Source organism: Streptomyces fuscichromogenes (assembly GCF_014645815.1).
Taxonomy (GTDB): domain Bacteria; phylum Actinomycetota; class Actinomycetes; order Streptomycetales; family Streptomycetaceae; genus Streptomyces; species Streptomyces fuscichromogenes.
Window position 1 is genome coordinate 289864 of the sequence record NZ_BMML01000011.1, and the last position, 17335, is coordinate 307198.

At 70.9% G+C, this 17335-nt stretch carries 17 protein-coding genes; 11 read left to right on the forward strand and 6 right to left on the reverse strand.

The features are described from left to right. Positions 1–45 precede the first annotated feature (45 nt). The 5 genes from IEZ11_RS25210 to IEZ11_RS25230 all read right to left on the reverse strand — a co-directional run bounded on the left by IEZ11_RS25210 (position 46) and on the right by IEZ11_RS25230 (position 7031). Positions 46–1065, reverse strand: coding sequence for an oligopeptide/dipeptide ABC transporter ATP-binding protein (locus tag IEZ11_RS25210; protein WP_189265129.1), 1020 nt, complete (start codon positions 1063–1065; stop codon positions 46–48). Then, positions 1058–3046 carry a dipeptide/oligopeptide/nickel ABC transporter permease/ATP-binding protein gene (locus IEZ11_RS25215; RefSeq protein ID WP_189265130.1) on the reverse strand — a complete coding sequence of 663 codons (1989 nt, stop codon included), beginning with the start codon at positions 3044–3046 and terminating at the stop codon, positions 1058–1060. The genes IEZ11_RS25210 and IEZ11_RS25215 overlap by 8 nt, the downstream gene beginning before the upstream one ends. After that, positions 3043–3981, reverse strand: a complete 939-nt coding sequence (locus IEZ11_RS25220; RefSeq protein WP_189265131.1) for an ABC transporter permease — start codon at positions 3979–3981, stop codon at positions 3043–3045. The genes IEZ11_RS25215 and IEZ11_RS25220 overlap by 4 nt, the downstream gene beginning before the upstream one ends. Positions 3982–4045: 64 nt before the next feature. Beyond that, on the reverse strand, positions 4046–5659 hold the full coding sequence (locus IEZ11_RS25225; RefSeq protein ID WP_189265132.1) for an ABC transporter substrate-binding protein: 1614 nt from the start codon (positions 5657–5659) through the stop codon (positions 4046–4048). A gap of 568 nt (positions 5660–6227) precedes the next feature. After that, the gene (locus IEZ11_RS25230; RefSeq protein WP_189265133.1) at positions 6228–7031 is read right to left on the reverse strand and encodes an IclR family transcriptional regulator; all 804 of its coding nucleotides are present in this window, start codon (positions 7029–7031) and stop codon (positions 6228–6230) included. 157 nt (positions 7032–7188) lie between these two features. Between IEZ11_RS25230 and IEZ11_RS25235 the strand changes: the two genes are divergently transcribed. The 5 genes from IEZ11_RS25235 to IEZ11_RS25255 all read left to right on the forward strand — a co-directional run bounded on the left by IEZ11_RS25235 (position 7189) and on the right by IEZ11_RS25255 (position 12350). Continuing rightward, on the forward strand, positions 7189–8055 hold the full coding sequence (locus tag IEZ11_RS25235; protein ID WP_189265134.1) for an alpha/beta hydrolase: 867 nt from the start codon (positions 7189–7191) through the stop codon (positions 8053–8055). Between the two features lie 323 nt (positions 8056–8378). Then, positions 8379–8954 (forward strand): carboxymuconolactone decarboxylase family protein, encoded by a 576-nt coding sequence (locus tag IEZ11_RS25240; RefSeq protein ID WP_189265135.1) that lies wholly within the window; start codon positions 8379–8381, stop codon positions 8952–8954. After that, entirely contained in the window at positions 8954–9886 is a 933-nt protein-coding gene (locus IEZ11_RS25245) for an aldo/keto reductase (protein WP_189265136.1), read from the forward strand. The genes IEZ11_RS25240 and IEZ11_RS25245 overlap by 1 nt, the downstream gene beginning before the upstream one ends. Further along, entirely contained in the window at positions 9883–11376 is a 1494-nt protein-coding gene (locus tag IEZ11_RS25250) for an MDR family MFS transporter (RefSeq protein ID WP_229713342.1), read from the forward strand. Before IEZ11_RS25245 ends, IEZ11_RS25250 begins: the two co-directional genes overlap by 4 nt. Beyond that, the gene (locus IEZ11_RS25255) at positions 11373–12350 is read left to right on the forward strand and encodes a sugar kinase (RefSeq protein ID WP_189265137.1); all 978 of its coding nucleotides are present in this window, start codon (positions 11373–11375) and stop codon (positions 12348–12350) included. The genes IEZ11_RS25250 and IEZ11_RS25255 overlap by 4 nt, the downstream gene beginning before the upstream one ends. Positions 12351–12425: 75 nt before the next feature. Here IEZ11_RS25255 and IEZ11_RS25260 read toward each other — a convergent pair whose 3' ends face one another. Beyond that, positions 12426–13373 carry a LysR family transcriptional regulator gene (locus IEZ11_RS25260; RefSeq protein ID WP_189265138.1) on the reverse strand — a complete coding sequence of 316 codons (948 nt, stop codon included), beginning with the start codon at positions 13371–13373 and terminating at the stop codon, positions 12426–12428. A gap of 159 nt (positions 13374–13532) precedes the next feature. Here IEZ11_RS25260 and IEZ11_RS25265 point away from each other — a divergent pair, with 159 nt between their 5' ends. The 6 genes from IEZ11_RS25265 to IEZ11_RS25290 all read left to right on the forward strand — a co-directional run. Next, entirely contained in the window at positions 13533–14228 is a 696-nt protein-coding gene (locus tag IEZ11_RS25265; RefSeq protein WP_189265139.1) for a type 1 glutamine amidotransferase domain-containing protein, read from the forward strand. A 34-nt stretch (positions 14229–14262) separates the two neighbouring features. After that, positions 14263–14778 carry an SRPBCC family protein gene (locus IEZ11_RS25270; protein ID WP_189265140.1) on the forward strand — a complete coding sequence of 172 codons (516 nt, stop codon included), beginning with the start codon at positions 14263–14265 and terminating at the stop codon, positions 14776–14778. An 83-nt stretch (positions 14779–14861) separates the two neighbouring features. Further along, positions 14862–15746, forward strand: a complete 885-nt coding sequence (locus IEZ11_RS25275) for an NAD(P)-dependent oxidoreductase (RefSeq protein WP_189265141.1) — start codon at positions 14862–14864, stop codon at positions 15744–15746. Between the two features lie 18 nt (positions 15747–15764). Beyond that, on the forward strand, positions 15765–16190 hold the full coding sequence (locus IEZ11_RS25280) for a PPOX class F420-dependent oxidoreductase (protein ID WP_189265142.1): 426 nt from the start codon (positions 15765–15767) through the stop codon (positions 16188–16190). A 132-nt stretch (positions 16191–16322) separates the two neighbouring features. Then, positions 16323–16733: an integrase core domain-containing protein gene (locus IEZ11_RS52515; protein ID WP_373294965.1), complete on the forward strand. Its 411-nt coding sequence runs from the start codon at positions 16323–16325 to the stop codon at positions 16731–16733. A gap of 52 nt (positions 16734–16785) precedes the next feature. Further along, positions 16786–17335: PDDEXK family nuclease (locus tag IEZ11_RS25290; protein ID WP_505996365.1), on the forward strand; the 550-nt coding region annotated here is incomplete at its 3' end.

The window sequence follows — 17335 nt, forward strand, 5'->3', positions numbered from 1 at the left end:
CCTTGTGAAGTGGGGACGGCGGAGGAGCCGAGGCCGGCGAGGCGGTCAGGCGGCTCCGGCCGATGTCTGGAGGGGCACCGCGGTGCCGGCGGCGATCTCGTCGCGGCGGTGGCAGGCGACGGAGACCCCGTCGTGCTCCACGAGTTCGGGCTGGTCGGACCAGCAGGTTTCCTGCGCGAACGGGCAGCGGGGCGCGAAGGCGCAGCCCGCACTCACACGTCCGGAGGTCGTGCCGGCCGTGCTTGTGAGGCGCCGCTCGGCCTGGCGGCGGCGCTGGGCGATCGGGTCGGGGACCGGTGCGGCGGCCAGCAGGGCGCGGGTGTAGGGGTGGGAGGGGTGGTCGGCGACCAGGGCCGCTGGGCCGCGCTCGACGACCCGGCCGGCGTACAGGACGACGATGGTGTCGCTGAGGTAGCGCACCACGGCCAGGTCGTGGGAGATGAAGAGGTAGCTCAGGCCCCGGTCGCGCTTGAGGCGGGCGAGCAGGTTGAGGACCTGCGCCTGCACGGACAGGTCGAGGGCGCTGACCGCCTCGTCGCACACGATGAAGTCGGGCTCCATGACCAGTGCCCGGGCGATGGCGATGCGTTGGCGCTGTCCGCCGGAGAAGGCGGCGGGGTAGCGGTGGGCGGCGCCGGGCGGTAGGCCGACGTCGTCGAGGGCGCGCAGGACGCGCTCGTGGATCTCGTCGGCGGGCAGGCCCAGGTTGTGGCGAAGGGCTTCGGCGAGGGTGTCGCCGACCGTGTGCGCCGGGTTCATGGAGCCGTACGGGTCCTGGAAGACCACCTGCATCCGGCGGGCCAGCAGCCGGCGGTCCGTACGCGTGGCGTGCGTGATGTCGGCGCCGTCGAACTCGATGCCGCCCCCGGTCGCCGGGACCAGTCCCAGTACCGCGGAGCCGATGGTCGACTTGCCGGAGCCGGACTCGCCGACCAGACCGACGGTCTCGCCGCGGCCCACGGTCAGGTCCACGCCGCGTACGGCGTGCACGTCGCCGCCGCGCAGCCGGGCGCGGCGATAGGTGACGTCCAGCCCGCGCACTCGGAGCAGAGCTGCTTCAGTCATGGGCGGGTCCTCCGATCAGTTCGAGCGGGCGGATGCACCGCGTCGACCGTTCCAGCTCGACCAGACGGGAGATCACCACGGGCTTCTCCTTGCAGGCGTCGGTCACCCGCGGGCAGCGGTTCTGGAAGTGGCAGCCGACCGGCCACTGGGTCGGGGGCGGCACCGCGCCCTCGACGGCGGGCAACGGCTGCCCCGGCAGGGCGTGGTGGGGGTCGGACCCCAGCAGGCCGGCCGTGTACGGATGGGTAGGCGTGGTGACGAGGTCGGTGACCTCGGCCTCCTCGACGACCTCGCCGGCGTACATCACCACGGCCCGGTCGCACAGGTCCGCCAGTACGCCCCAGTCGTGGGTGATGAGGACGACGGCGGTGCCGGCGGCCTGGAGTTCGCGCAGCAGATCGAGGATCTCGGCCTGCACGGTCACGTCGAGGGCGGTGGTCGGCTCGTCGGCGATCACCAGGGCCGGGTCGCCGGCCAGTGCGGCAGCGATGCCGACGCGCTGGGCCATACCGCCGGAGAGCTGGTGCGGGTAGCTGCCGGCCACGCGGCCCGGGTCGGGCAGCCGTACCTTCGCGAAGAGCTCCAGGGTGCGCTCCCGGGCCTGCTTGCGGGAGCAGCCGGTGTGCAGGCGCACCACTTCCGCGACCTGGGCTCCTGCGGTGAAGGACGGGTCGAGGCTGGAGATGGGGTCCTGGGAGATCCATCCGATACGACGGCCGCGTATCCGGCGCATCGTGGCGGCGTCGGCGCGTGCGAGGTCGGTGCCCTCGAAGAGGATGGTGCCGGAGGCGATCCGGCCGCCCGCGGGAAGCATGCCGAGGAGGGAGGTGGCGGTGATCGTCTTGCCGCAGCCGGTCTCGCCCACGATCCCGAGCACCTCGCCGGACCGCAGGTCGAACGACACGTCCCGGATGACCGCGGTGGGCGTGCCCTCGATGGTCAGGGACACCGTCAGACCGCGCACCGACAGCAGCGCGTCGGGGTCGGGATCCTCGATCACCCGCGCGGTGTCCGGGACCTCGGTCCGCAGCGGCTCGGGCGCGGCTCCCCGGGGGCGTCCCATGCGGCGGGACGGCGGCTTGTCGGCGGGGGGTGCGTAGCGTTCGGCGAGCGTGTCGCGCAGGCCGTCGCTGAGCAGGCCGAGCGCCAGGATGAAGCTGATGATCATGAAGCCGGAGGGGACGAGCAGCCAGGGGTCGGTGCCGATGTTCTTGGACGCTTCGGCGATCATGCTGCCCCAGCTGGCCTTGGTGGTGCCGAGGCCGAGGAAGCCGAGCCCGGTCTCCAGGAGCACGGCGTAGGCGCCGAACACGGATGCCTGGACGAGGACCACTCCGGTGACCCGCGGCAGGACGTGGCGCCGGATGATGACGCGGTCGCGGATGCCGCCCGCCACCGCCGCCCGGACGTACAGCTCCTCCTTCACCCCGAGCGTCGCCGAACGCACGACCCTGGCCAGCAGGGGAGCGCCGAGCAGGCCGTTGGCGGCCATGGCCGCGCTCTCGTTGTTCGTGAAGACCGACAGGACCACCAGCAGGACGATGATCACCGGGACGGCGGAGATCAGGTCGGCGCTCTTGAGGACGAGCCGGTCGAACCAGCCGCCCTTGTAGCCCGCGATCATCCCGGCCGGGACCCCGAGGGGCAGATAGACGGCCAGGGTGATCAGCACGCCGAGCAGGGTGATCTGCCCGCCGTGCATCAGCCGGCTGAGCACGTCCCGCCCGAGTTCGCCGGTACCCAGCCAGTGCGCGCCGCTGGGGCCTTGCAGCGCCGCGGTCAGGTCCTGCTCGTCGGGGTCGTACGGGGCGAGCGGGCTGGCCAGCAGGGTCACCAGGACGACGAGGAGGAGGTAGCCGGCAGAGGCGGCCGCGGCCTTCTTGCGTAGGAGCCTGGCGGTGAAGCCGTGCGGTGCGGTGCTCCGTCGCGGGCCTTTGCGTCCGCCGGCCGGCGCCGTGTGCTGTGCGGTGGGTGTGTTCATGTCCGCACCTTCGGGTTGAGCATCGCGTACACCACTTCGATCAGGAGGTTGATCAGCATCACGGTGACCGTGAAGACGAGCGCGACACCCTGGACCGTCGGGATGTCCTGCGTCTGCGCGGCGGTCACGGCCAGGCCGCCGAGGCCCGGCATGACGAACAGGGTCTCGGCGAGCACGGTGCCGCCGAACAGGGTCACCACCACCACGCCCAGCACGGTGACGATCGGCGCCGCGGCGTTGCGCAGCACGTGCCGGAAGATCACCGAGCGTTCGGGGACGCCCCGGGCGCGCAGCACCCGGACGTACTCCCGGTCGAGTTGGGTGAGTACGCCGTCGCGGGTCTGTTTGGCGACCGGCGCGGTGGCCGGCACTCCCAGGGTGAGCACCGGCAGGACGAGGGACTCGAACCACTGCACCGGCGAGTCGGTGAACGGCACGTACCCCGAGACGGGGAAGAGCGGCAGCCGCACGGCGAACGCGGTCATCAGCACCAGCCCGAACCAGAAGTTCGGCACCGCGAGGCCGACCAGTGCGATGCCGTCCACGGCCCGCCCCAGCCAGCCGCCCTTGAGCGCGCTGAGGACACCGAGGGCGACGCCGGCGACGGCCGCGACCAGGATCGCGCCGCCGATCAGGGACAGGGTGGTGCCCAGGCGGGAGGTGAGCTGGTCGCTCACCGGGACTCCGGAGGTGATCGAGTCGCCCAGGTTGCCGTGCAGGGCGGCGGTGAGCCAGTCCCAGTAGCGCACCGGCAGCGGATGGTCGAGGCCGAGCTGGGCGTCGAGCACCTTGACCTGGGCGGGGCTCGCGTTCGCACCGAGGATGGTGCGGCCGGGGTCGCCGGGGACCAGGCTGGTCAGGACGAACGTCAGTACGGTCACGCCGAACACCACGGGAACCGCGCCGACGAGCCAGCGGAAGAGGATCCTGTGCATCTCACCTCGCTCCTTTCTCGGGCCGGGCGGCCCCCGTGGTCAGGTCGGGGGCCGCCCGGAGTTCTTACTTGGTGGCGTAGACGGCCAGGGGGCTCACGAAGGGAGCGCCCGCGCTGACCTTCACTCCGCCGATGCCGGGCCGGACGTAGTAGTTGACCGGGGTGAAGGCGACCGGGGCGTACCAGGCGTTCTTCACCAGGTACTCCTGCATCTGCTGGTCGAGCTTCGCGCGCTCGGCGGGCTCGGCGGCGGCCGCCTTGTTGAACAGTTCGGTCAGTTCGGGAGCGGTGCTGCCGAAGCCGTTGAAGACCTTCGAGCCGGGCATGAAGAGGTCCAGGCCCTCCAGGTACATCGGCTCCTCGGTGAACCCGCCGGAGACGGCCGGGTACTTGTGGTTGGTCTGGTCCTCGACGAAGGTGGTGATGCTGGTGACCGCGGTGACCTTCACCTTGATGCCGACCTTGGAGAGCTGACCGGCGATCGCCTCGGCCATGGTGTCGAAGCCGACGAAGGTGGCGGCCAGGACGGGCAGGGTGAAGCCGTCCGCGTAGCCGGCCTGCTTGAGCAGCTGCTTGGCCTTGGCCGGGTCGTAGGGGTATTCCTTCGCCAGGTCGGCGGAGTAGCCGTCGCCGCCCTTGATGACGGTCTGCACGGTCGGTGTCCCGGCCGAGCCGAGCAGGGCCTTGGTGACCGCGTCGCGGTCGATGGCGTAGTTGATGGCCTGGCGGACCCGGACGTCGCCGAGCGGCTTGGAGACCTCGCCCGCGCGGTCGATCAGGCTCAGCCCCTGGAGGATGACCGGGAGGCCGACGGTGGACATGCCGGCGGCCTTGGCGGAGGCGGCGGAGGTGTAGTCGCCCTTGTAGACGTCGATCTGGCCGGTCTTCATGGCGTTGACCGCGGTCTGGCCGTTCTGCACGATCCGGATCACGATCTTCTTGTAGTGCTGCTTGGACTTGTCGTAGTAGCCGGGGTTGGCGGTGTACGTGTAATGGTCGCCGGCCACGCTGTCGGACGGCTGGTAGATGTAGGGACCCGCGCCCTGGCTGGTCTTGGTCGGCGTCAGGCTCGACGTGCTCGCCAGGCCCTTGGGGCTGATGATCTGGCCGATGCCGTACGACTGGGTCAGCAGGGTGGGCAGGATCGGGTTGGCCTTGGCCAGCTTGATGGTCAGGGCGAGCGGACCGGTGGCGGTGATGGTGGCGTCCGTCAGGTAGTGCGCCTGGTTGCCCTGGGCCTTCTTCGCGTACTCCAGGGAGGCCTTGACCGCGTCGGCGGTGACCGCCTCGCCGTCGGCGAACTTCACGCCAGGGCGCAGGGTGACCGAGAGCTCGGTGTTGCCGGAGCCCACGTACTTCCAGGACTTCGCCAGCGCCGGCTGCACGGTGCCCTCGGGGGAGAGGTAGAACAGGGACTCGTACGACAGCATCGTGAAGTCGACGGAGCCGAGGTCGGCGGTGCCCGGGTTGAGGGCGGTCGGGGCCTGCTGCTCGGCGACGGTCAGCGTGTCCCCGGCGACGGACTTGCCGGTGTCCTGGGCGCCGGTGGCCGTGTTCTTGCCGCCGCCGCAGGCGGTCAGGGTCAGGGAGAGCGCGGCGCACGCGGCGACGAGGCCGGTGCGAGCGGTCCGGACGGTTCTGGGGGCGAGCCCGCGGGAGGTGCGGTCGAGGGAGTGCATGTACTTCTCCTTGCGGCACGGGAGGTCCGCCAGGGCAACAGGGGCCGGAAGGCGGGCAGCTGGGTGTGATGAGGAACATCTGCACGTGCCGGGCGCGGACGAGGGGGTCGCGGGGCCCGGGCGGCGCCCGGGAGGAGGGGCCACCTGCGCATGTTCACGGAGGGTGCGAGTCGGCCGGCGGAGGGCCGGGAGGTGCGGAGGTTCGGGTGCGTCGCGGGGGACCGCCGTGCGGTGCCGGCCGGAGCGGGCCGTGCGAAACCGGCGGTCCTCAGTGATGAGCGGCGACGAACCGGAGGTGCTCCCGCTGCTCGCGAGGATCAGGCTCAGGTACTGAGGTGGTGCCGGTCCACCGGGGGCTGGCCGGTGAACCGGGGCCTGGGTGTCGTTCGGCCGCGGTGCGGACGAGACACGATCGGCCCGGTGGTGTAACCCTGATGAAACGCGGCCCTGCTGTCCAGCATCCGTGCAAGGGGAAATGGGTGCCGGACGCGCAAGATAAGCGTGCGGATCATGGACTGGTGTACAGGCCGGACCTTGTTGTACAGGCAATGGCCTCTGCGGGCAGGCGTCAGCCCAGCAGGCCGTGCAGCGCCTCCGCCGTCGTGCGTACGGTGTCGGCCCAGCCCACCAGGGCCTCCCGCGACTCCAGGAACGCGATCGTCGAGACGTTGACCGCGCCGACGACCGTGCCCTTGGCGTTGCGGACCGGTACGGCCAGGCAGCGTACGCCGGGTTCGTTCTCCTCGTCGTCCAGGGCGAAACCCCGTGCGCGCACCTTGGCGAGTTCCGCGCGCAGTTCGGCGAGGTCGGTCAGGGAGTTCTCCGTTCGCGGTGGCAGGCCCAGTCTGGCCACCAGCGCGGTGAGTTCCCCGTCCGCCAGACCGGCGAGGACGCACTTGCCGATGGCGGTGGTGTGCAGCGCGAGCTGCTGGCCGACCCGGGAGGAGTCCTGCACGGCGTTCGGTCCGGACACCTTGACCAGCAGGGTCACCGCGTCGCCGGTGCGTACGCCCATGTGCACGGTGTGGCCGATGCGCCGGCCGAGCACTTCGAGTTCGGCCCGCATCACCTGGTCCTCCTCGCAGCCCTGGGTGATCCGGGCCGCGAGAGCGCGGATCCGCGGGCCGGGGCCGTAGCCGCCGGAGCCGTCCGAGGCCAGGAAGCCGGCCGTCACCAGGTAGTTCACGATGCGGTGTGCGCTGGCCTTGGGTACCCCGGCGGCCGTGGCGATGTCGCCCAGACGGTGCGGGTAGCCGGGGGCCGAGGCGGCCTCCAGCAGGTTGAGCGCCTTGTCGGTGGCGTTGCCCGCTAGCGAGCTGCGTCCTCCGCGTCCTGTCGTCTGTGAGTCCTCGGAAGTTTCGATCCCGGCCATTGACAGGCTCCCGTCGCACGGTTTCACTGATGAGCGTTCCACAAGAGAGTACAGCATTTCACGTAATGGAACGCCGGGTTGGTGGGTCGGAGGGCTGCCGCATCCACCACGGAGGTCCCGGTACCGCACCACGACCATCCCCGAGAGGACAAGCCCCGTGCCCGAGAAGGTCCACAAGGTACGCACCACCCCCGAGCAGATGGCAGAGATCGAACAACAGTGGGTCGACGAGGTCCAGGAGGACCAGGAACTCACCACCTTCGGTCTCTACCCGCAGCCCTCGCGCGGCAGCGCGGACGCCCAGGGCAGCTACCAGCTCTATCTCCCGCCGCAGTACGCGACCGAGCCCGAACGACGGTTCCCTGTCATCTACTGGCTGCACGGCGGTTTCGGCAACGCCCGCCAGGGTTCCGAAATGGTTGCGCGGATCGACAAGGCGGTCCGGGGCGAGGTCATGCCCCCGGCGATCGTGGTCGTACCGCAGATCCTGCCGATCGGCTGGTACGTCGACTCCAAGGACGGCGCCCGCCCGCTCGCCCAGATCACCGCCTTCGACCTGGTCCGGCACATGGACGACACCTACCGGACGATTCCGGAAGCCGCCGCCCGCACCGTCGAGGGCTTCTCCATGGGCGGCTTCGGCGCCCTGCACCTCGGCCTGAAGTACCCGAAGATCTTCGGCAAGGTGTCCGCGGTCGCCCCCGCGATCCTGCGCTTCCTCAAGGACGAGCCGGAGGACCGGGTGAACAACACCTACTTCGGCGACCAGGAGTACTACGACCTCTGCCACCCCTGGAGCCTGGTCCTGGCCAACGCCCCGGAACTGCGCCGCACCAGCCAGGTCCGGCTGCTGTCCGGCCGGCTCGACACCCGCCTCGCCCCCACCATCCGGGACCTGGACATCCGCTTCACCGACCTCGGAGTGCCGCACGACTTCTTCGAGTTCCCGGACGCGGACCACGAGTACGCGGACATCATGGACGGCTACGGCGACAAGTACTACGCGTGGTGGCGCACCGCCTGACGGCCTGCGCCCACCTTGCTCCAGCGGGTTGAGCATCCCGTCCGGGGTGTTCCTCGCACCCGAGTCACCACCGTGCCCCCTTTTTTTCTCACCGGTTCCCGACCGGCCCTCGCCCTCGGCCCACCGGTGCGGCCGCCCGCGCCCCGGGGCGCCTCCCCGAACACCCGTCCCGGCCGCGGGACCACACGCCCGTCCGGCGCGCGCCGTGGTCCTGGACGGCCCTGTCCCGGGGCGCTGGCCTCTTTGACGGGACATTCACCGTCGTCGCCAGCGGGCACAGACATCGACTCGGTGACCCCATCTCCTCGAAAGGCAGCGCGACCATGCGACTGACCCCGCTGACCAGCCTCACCCCCGAGCAGACCGACCTGCTCGACACCATCGTCGGCCCCGGCGTCGAACCACCCCCGCCCTTCCTCGTCTGGGCGCGCAACATGGAACTCGCCCACTGGGTGGAGAACCTCGGCCGGTACTGCCGCAACGAGTCCCGGTTCCCGCAGAAGCTGCGTGAGCTGAGCGTGCTGATCGCCGGCCGCCACTTCGACAGCCAGGCCGCCTGGAACGCCCACATCCAGCAGGCCGTCGAGGAAGGCATTCCGGCCGAGTGCCTCGACCGCCTCGCCCGCGGCGAGGACCCCGGCTTCAAGGCGGAGGACGAGCGGGTCTTCCACGCCTTCGCCCACGAGATGCTGTACGACCACTTCGTCACGGACGTCACCTACGCCGAGGCCATCGAACTGTTCGGTGAGGACGGTGTGCTGGACCTGATCGGCTGCATCGGCAGCTTCAGCATGTCGGCGATGATGCTCAATACCTTCCAGATCCCGCTGCGCCCGCACCTGCCCCGGCCCTTCGCCGACGTCGACGGATTCCGGCGGGTCTCCGGAGGCGACGCCTGATGCCACGTTCCCCGCTGCAGTTGCTCGACGGACTCCTCGACGAGGACGGCATGGAGAGCGCCGCGCACCGCTTCGTCCTCGGCGGCCCGTTCGGAGCGGAGCCCGCCGAGACCACCGCCGAGCGCCTCGCCCACTTCGCCGACGCCGGCGGACTGCTCGTCGAGACCTCCCACAGCTACGCCGGCGGCCGGGCCGAGGCGGCGGTCGGTCAGTGGCTGCGTGCCAACCCCGGGACGCTCGGCGTGGCGACCAAGGTCGGCCACGACACGACCGGCGGCGACATCCCGCTGGACCGGGACACCGTGTTCGCGCACGTACGTTCCGCGCTGGACAACCTCGACGTCGAGGTCATCGACGTCCTCCTCTACCACTGCGACGACCCCACCCGGTCCGTGGCCGAGCTCGCGGACACCCTCGTGGGCCTCGTCGACGCCGGACACGTGCGCCGCGTCGGCGTCTCCAACTGGCGGGCGGAACGCCTGTCGGAGCTCGCCGCCGCACTCGTGGACCGGGGCCACACGCCCGTCGCCAGCTACCAGTTCAGCCTCGCCGAACCCGATCCGGCCCTGCTGGAAGGCAGCCTGCACGCCGACAACGCCGTCCTCGATGTCGTACGCACCCACCGCCTGCCGCTGCTCGGCTGGTCCTCGCAGGCCCGCGGCTACTTCGCGCGCACCACACCGAAGGAGCACAACGGCAGACCCGATCCCTATGACACCGAGGACAACCGCGCCCGACGGCTGCGCTGCCGGGAACTCGCCGAACAGCTCGACTCCCGGCCCGAGACCGTCGCCCTGGCCTGGACTCTCCACCATCCCGGCGTGTGGCCGTCCATCGGCGCGCGGACGACCGCCCAGATCGACAACTCGCTGCAGGCGCGCCGCCTCACCCTGACCGAGGAGCAGGTCCACTGGCTCCGCCACGGCCGGTGAGCTCCGGGCAGCCGACCGGGCCGCGCTTCGGTCACCGCGTCTCCGCGAAGGTCGCCGTCTGCGGTGTGTTCGTCGCCGCGAACTTCATGGCCATCATGGACACCACGATCGTCAACGTGGCTCTTCCGGCCATCGGCCGCGATTTCGAGGTGGACACCTCCGGTCTGAGCTCGGTCAACATCGGCTACCTGGTGGCCCTCGCGGTCTTCATCCCCGTCTCCGGCTGGTTGGGCAACCGCTTCGGCACGCGGCGCACCGCCCTGAGCGCCCTGATGCTGTTCACCGTGGCCTCCGCGCTGTGCGCCACCGCCGGCTCGCTCGCAGCACTCACCGGGTACCGCGTGCTGCAGGGCGTCGGCGGCGGGCTGCTCGCCCCCGTCGGGATGACCATGATGCTACGCGCGTTCCCCGTGTCCGAGCGGCTGCGCGCGCAGCAGTACGTCATGCTGCCGACCGCGGTCGCCCCGGCCCTCGGGCCGGTCCTGGGCGGCTGGCTGGTGGACACCGCCTCCTGGCACTGGGTGTTCCTCGTCAACCTGCCCGTCGGAGTCCTCGCCCTGCTCTTCGGGGCGGCTGTCCTGCCCGACTTCCCCGGCCGGGGCGCACCCCGTTTCGACGTGCCCGGCTTCGTCCTCGCGGGCGGCGGCCTCGCTGCGGTCCTGTATGCCCTCACCGGCGCCCCGGAGCGGGGCTGGGGAAGCACCGGCACGCTGGTTCCGCTGGTGGGCGGCGCGGTGTTCCTCGTCGCGCTCGTTCCGTGGGAGCTGCGGACCGCCCACCCGATGATCGACCTGCGGGTGGCCGAGGACCAGCTGTTCCGCACGACCCAGTTGGTCCTGCTGCCGACGGGGGCGGCGTTCATGGGCGTGCTGTACCTGTATCCCCAGTTCCTCCAGACCGACCTGGGCTACGACGCGCTCCACTCGGGCCTGGCCACGTTCCCGGAGGCGCTCGGCATGCTGACCGCCTCCCAGGTCGTGCCCCGCCTCCACGAACGAGTCCGGCCAAGCCGCCTGATGGTCGCGGGCGGTACGGGCGCCGCCCTGGTCATCGTCCTCCTGGCGGTCCTCACGGTCTCTCCGCATCCGCTTGCCCTGTACCCGTCGATGTACCTCCTCGGCACCTCGGTCGGCATGCTCTTCGCCAGCGCCCAGAACGCCGCCTTCGTCACCATCCCACCGGTACGCACGGCCGACGCCACCACCCTCCTCAACATGCAGCGGCAGACCGCGGGCGCGTTCGGGGTGGCCCTGGCCGGAACCCTGACGGCGTCCCTCGTCCCCACGGCCGTCACCGGCACCGCCTTCGCCGACCGCATCGCCTTCATCACCCTGGCCGCCCTGTGCCTGGGTGCGGCAGTCCTGGCCCTGCGCGTCAGCGACCGACGGGTCCGGGAGGCGTACGACGCCACCGACCCGCGTTCCGACCGAGAAGAGTCCGCGCGACCAGGACGCGCTCTGGACAACGCCGAAGCGGATCCGAGGTCATGACCCACACACCCACCCCGGTGGAGATCCTCGCCGTCGGTGAGCCGATGCTGGAGTTCAACTCCGACGCCGACGGGGCACTGGAGGACGCCGAGTCCTTCGCGGTCGGCTACGGCGGTGACACGTCCAACTTCCTCGTCGCGGCGGCCCGTTCCGGTGCCCGTACCGGATACGTCACCCGGGTCGGCGACGACGCCTTCGGTACCGTGCTCACCCGGCTGTGGGAGCGCGAAGGCGTCGACACCGCGCACGTCACGCGCGAGGCGGGCGGCCGGACGGGGATCTACTTCATCGCCCGCGGTCCCGCCGGACACGGCTTCACCTACTACCGGGCGGACTCCCCGGCGAGCCGGCTGGCCCCCGCCGACGTTCCCGAACAGGCCGTGGCCGAGGCGCGGTTGCTGCATGTCACCGGCATCACCCAGGCCATCAGCACCTCGGCGTGCGACGCGGCCTTCCACGCGATGGCGGTGGCCCGCGCCCACGGCACGTTGGTCACCTACGACCCCAATCACCGGCCCGCGCTGTGGTCGCAGGAACGGGCCAGAGCCGTGATCCTGCGGAGCCTGGAACTGTGCGACATCGCGCTTCCCAACCTCGACGAAGGCAGGATGCTCACGGGCGAGCAGTCACCGCAGGCGGTGCTGCGCGCACTGTCCGCCCGAGGCCCGCGGGTGGTGGTGCTGAAGCTGGGAGAGGAAGGGGCCATGGTGGCAGAGGACGGCGAGACGACCCATGTTCCGCCGCACCCGGTGTCCGCCGTGGACGCGTCCGGTGCGGGCGACGCCTTCGACGGGGCGTTCGCCGCCCGGCTCGTGGCGGAGGACACACCGGTGGAGGCGGCACGGTACGCGGCGGTCGCCGCGGCTCTCACCACCACGGGACACGGCGCCGTCCGTCCGATCCCGGAACGCCGCACGGTACTGCGCCACCTTCCCGCACCGCACGAGCCCTCCGTGAGCACAGCGGGCGGATGAAGGGGCCCGGATCTCTTGGCCGTGCCGGGGGACCGCGCTGGTGCGGCCGACCCGGGGCTGGGGCGGCGAGTGCGGCTACCAGGAGCGGGCGGCGCGCTGGAGGGTGTCGCGTACCCGGATCACGTCGGGGTTGGCCTCGGCGCCGGGGCGCTGGACGAGGAACAGGGTGTTGAGCGGTGGCTCCTGCGGGGTGTGGAGGAGGACGAGCCGGCCGGAGTCGAGGTACTCCTGGCACAGTGAACGGGGCAGCACGCTGAAGCCGGCGCCCGCGTTGACCGCGGAGAGCACCGCGTACAGGTTGGGCACGGTGACGGCGGCACGGGCGGTGAGCTGCCTGCCGAACACGGTGCGCCAGTAGCGGCGGACGATCGGCAGGTCCTCCGCGTAGGTCACCATGGGCACCTCGCGCAGGGTGGCGCCCGGATCGTTAGCCTCCGGGTGTCCGGCGAGGCGTTCGGCCCAGGCCGGGCTCGCGACCAGGAGGTACTCCTCGTCGGCGAGGGGTACCGACTCCAGCGCCCGGCCGCGGGGCCGCCGGGTGGCGATGACCAGGTCGTGGCGGCCTTGCCGCATCTCCTCAAGGAGCGGTTCGGGCAGTCCCTGGGTGACCCGGAGCTGGACGCCGTCGGCGACGAGCGGGACGAGCGCGGGAAGGACCCGTACGCACAGCAGCTCCGAGGGACCGGCCAGGTGCACTGGCGCGGCGAGCGCGTCGGACTCCTCCAGGTCGCTCAGCGCGTCGAGCGGGGCGGCGATCTGTCCGGCCATCTCGTGGGCGTACGGCGTGGGTTCCACGCCTCGGGGCAGCCGGGTGAACAGCTCGCGGCCGGTCTGCTGCTCCAGGGTGCGGATCTGCGCGGTCACGGTCGGCTGGGACAGGCCGAGCAGTGGTGCCGCCGCCGTGAAGGACCCCGCGCGGTACACGGCAAGGAAGGTCCGCAGCAGGTTGAGGTCCGCGTGCTGCGGGAGCTGCTTGCCCTCGGTCCCTCGGGGCGTGGCCGTGGTGTGCGCCTGGTTCTTCATGGCGTCCAGCCTAGCCGTTCGTGTCATCGGCATTCCGATGGCGGAAATCGACATCCCTATTGGCAGGCAGATGGCTTCCCGTCCTAGCCTGAGATCCGTCACCGAGTGGCGGCTACCCGCCCGAGTGACGACGATGCAGCAGGGACAGGGGAGAGGCAGATGGCGAAGATCCTTTTTGTGATGACCGGCGCCGACCAGTGGACGCTGGCGGACGGCAGCAAGCACCGCACGGGTTTCTGGGCGGACGAGGCGGTCGTGCCGTACGAGGCGTTCAAGGCCGCCGGACACGAGATCACTGTCGCCACCCCAGGCGGTGTGGCGTCGCCCGTCGACCCCGCCAGCCTGGCCCCGGAGGCCAACGGCGGAGCCGAAGCGGCCGCGAAGATCAAGGCCGTGGTGGACGGCGCCGCGGAGTTCCGCAACCCCGTCGCCCTGACCGACGTGACGCTGGACGCCTTCGACGCGGTGTACGTCCCCGGCGGGCACGGCCCGATGGAGGACCTGGCCGTCGACGCCGACTCCGGCCGGCTCCTCACTCGTGCGGTCGACTCCGGACTGCCGGTCGGGGTCGTGTGCCACGGCTCGGCCGCCCTGCTGGCCGCGGTCAGGGAGGACGGCACCAACGCGTTCGCCGGCTACCGGATCACCGCCTTCACCAACGCCGAGGAGCGGCTGGCCGGCAGCGCCGACGGCGCCCGGTGGCTGCTGCAGGACCGGCTGACGGAGGCGGGCCTCAAGGTCGAGGTCGGCGAGCCGTGGGCGCCGCACGTCGTGGTCGACCGGGGCGTCGTCACCGGCCAGAACCCGGCCTCCGCCGGCCCGCTCGCCGCCGAACTCCTCAAGAAGCTCGCCTGAGCCCCCACCCGCACAACCCCCGAAAGGCACCCCGATGACCACGCAGAACGCGATCGACTGGCCCGAGAAGTACCTCCCCGGCACCGGTGACAACTTCGTCTCCAACGAGGTGATCGTCCAGGGCCTCACGGCCGCCCGGGTCTGGCACTTCCTGGTCGACACCTCCGAGTGGGAGGGCTACTACAACAATGTCGCCGACATCTCCTTCCCCCAGGGCGGCGGCCCGCAGCTGACGGACGACCAGGTCTTCAGCTTCGGTACTTTCGGCTTCCCGCCCCTGGACGCCCATGTCGTCGAGTTCCAGGCCCCGGCGGACGGTGTCCCGGGCCGGCTGTCCTGGACGGCGAAGCAGGACGGCAAGCCCGAGGAGCGGCTGGACGTGCTGCACGCCTGGCTGGTGGAGGACCTGCCCGGCGGCCGGGTACGGATCCTCACCCAGGAGACCCAGATCGGCGAACCGGCCGCGGCCCTGGCGAACGAGCGCCCGAACCCGATGCTCAACGGCCACCAGGCCTGGCTCGACGGACTCGTCTCCGCGGCCGCCAAGTAACCGCACTCCGGGTACGCCCCCGCCTTCGGGGCGTACCCGGCACCGTTTCTCCGCCGCAGCATTCGTACAGGGAAGTTGACGTCATGACGGACAAGCTCACCGTGAGCGTCCTGGGCACCGGCATCATGGGCGCCGCGATGGCCCGCAACCTCGCCCGCGCCGGACACACGGTCCGCGCCTGGAACCGCAGCCGAGCCAAGGCCGAACCCCTCGCCGCCGACGGCATCACCGTCGCCGACACTCCCGCCGAGGCGGTCCAGGACGCCGATGTGGTCCTGACCATGCTCCACGACGGGCCCGCCACCCTGGACGTGATGTGTCAGGCCGCCTCCGGTCTGCGTCCGGGCACCGCCTGGGTGCAGTCGACCACCGCCGGAACAGAGGCGATCGCCGACCTGGCCGCCTTGGCCGACGAACACGGCCTCGTCTTCTACGACGCCCCGGTGCTGGGCACCCGGCAGCCCGCCGAGGCCGGCCAGCTCCTGGTCCTGGCTGCGGGGCCGGTGGCGAGCCGCGAGCGGGTCACGCCGGTCCTCGACGCGGTCGGTGCCCGTACGGTGTGGACCGGCGAGGACGGCGCGGCGGGCAGCGCGACGCGACTGAAGCTGGTCGCCAACAGCTGGGTCATCGCCACCACCAACGCGCTGGGCGAGGTCCTGGCACTGTCGAAGGCCCTCGACGCCGATCCGCACAGCTTCTTCGACGCCATCGCGGGCGGTCCACTGGACATGGGCTACCTGCGGGCCAAGTCCGCACTGATCCTGAACGACCGGCTCTCTCCCGCCCAGTTCGCCGTGGCGACGGCCGCCAAGGACGCCCGCCTCATCGTCGAGGCCGGCGCGCGGAACGGGGTGCGTCTGGACGTGGCCGCCGCGAGCGCCGCCCGCCTGGAACGCGCCGCCGCGCAGGGCCACGCAGACGAGGACATGGCCGCCGCGTACTTCGCCAGCTTCGACGAACAGCACTGAGTCCGAGAAGGAGCCGACATGTCCAAGCCGCCCCTGCCCACAGAGGCGCAGGAACTGCTGCGCCGCCCCAACCCCGCCGTGATGGCCACCCTGCGCTCCGACGGCACGCCCGTCTCCACCCCCACCTGGTACATGTGGCAGGACGGCCGGGTGCTGCTCAGCCTCGACGAGGGCAGGGTCCGGCTGAAGCACCTTCGTCATGACCCGCGTGTCACCCTGACCGTCCTCGACGGCGACGACTGGTACACCCACGTCACCCTCATCGGCCGGGTCGTCGAGCTGCGCGAGGACGAGGGCCTGGCCGACATCGACCGCATCGCCGGCCACTACACCGGCAAGCCCTACCCGGACCGCGTCCGGACCCGGGTCAGCGCCTGGATCGAAGTCGAACGCTGGCACGGCTGGGGCGCCCACCGCGACAGCGACCAGGCCTTCACCGGCTGACGGCCGCAGGAGAAAGGCGTTCACCATGCCTGCCCTGGTCCTGGACCGCCCCGGCAAACCTGACACCCTCCGCTCGGCCGACCTTGCGGTCCCCGAACCCGGCCCGGGACAGGTCCGTGTCCGTGTGCAGGCGTGCGGGCCCAACCCGGTGGACTATCAGGTCGCCTCCGGCGGTCATTCGGCGGGAGCGAGTACACCACACGGAGGTTCCGCAGGGCCTGCCGCAGGCTGGGTGTTTTCCAGTCCATGGGCCGGGTCGGATCTTGTTTCGACAACGCCGTCAGTGAAGCGTTCAACAGCGTGCTGAAGGTCGAGTACGTCCACCGCCACACCTTCGCCACCCGCGCCGCGGCCCGGATCAGGATCGCGACCTGGATCACCGACTTCTACAACACCCGAGACAAGGCATGTGCCTGGCCTGGCCGTTCCGGAGCGACGGCCAGTCCCCCGGCGACTGGACAGCCTCAGGCCGCCTTGATAGGGCCGTGTCTCCAAGAGGAGGCATTTACACACTCCCCTCACGTAATTGGTAGTCCGCCCTGAAACAATCCCGCTCCTATATGGTGTTCTCCATTTTCGAGTCGAGGAGGGGAAGGTGTCGAGCCTGAAGTTGTTCCACACGGCGAAAGACGGCGTGACCGAGGTCATGTCGCGTCTTGCCGAAGTCGAGGCCGATGTGCAGGTTCTGGTCGAGGCGAACATGGAGACGCTTCTGGGGGTGCGGTTCCTGGCGAGCGAGTACGGCACCGGGTCGGTCCACGGGGGCCGGATCGACTCGTTGGGACTGGACGAGAACGGATCCCCGGTCATCGTGGAGTACAAGCGCGGTGTCGACGCGGGTGTCATCAATCAGGGCCTGTTCTACCTGGCCTGGTTGATGGACCACCGTGCCGAGTTCGAGCACCTGGTCTGCGACCGGCTCGGGGTGACGGCCGCGTCCCAGGTCCTGTGGAGCGGTCCGCGTCTGATCTGCATTGCCGGTGACTTCACCCGCTACGACGTGTATGCCGTGCGCGAGCACCGGCGGTCGATCGACCTGGTTCGCTACCGACTCTTCGGTAGCGACCTGCTCGGACTTAGTACTGCAACGGTGCCTACCGTGACTGTTGGCCAGGTTGGTCGTTGGTGTGGTTATGGGTGGGGAC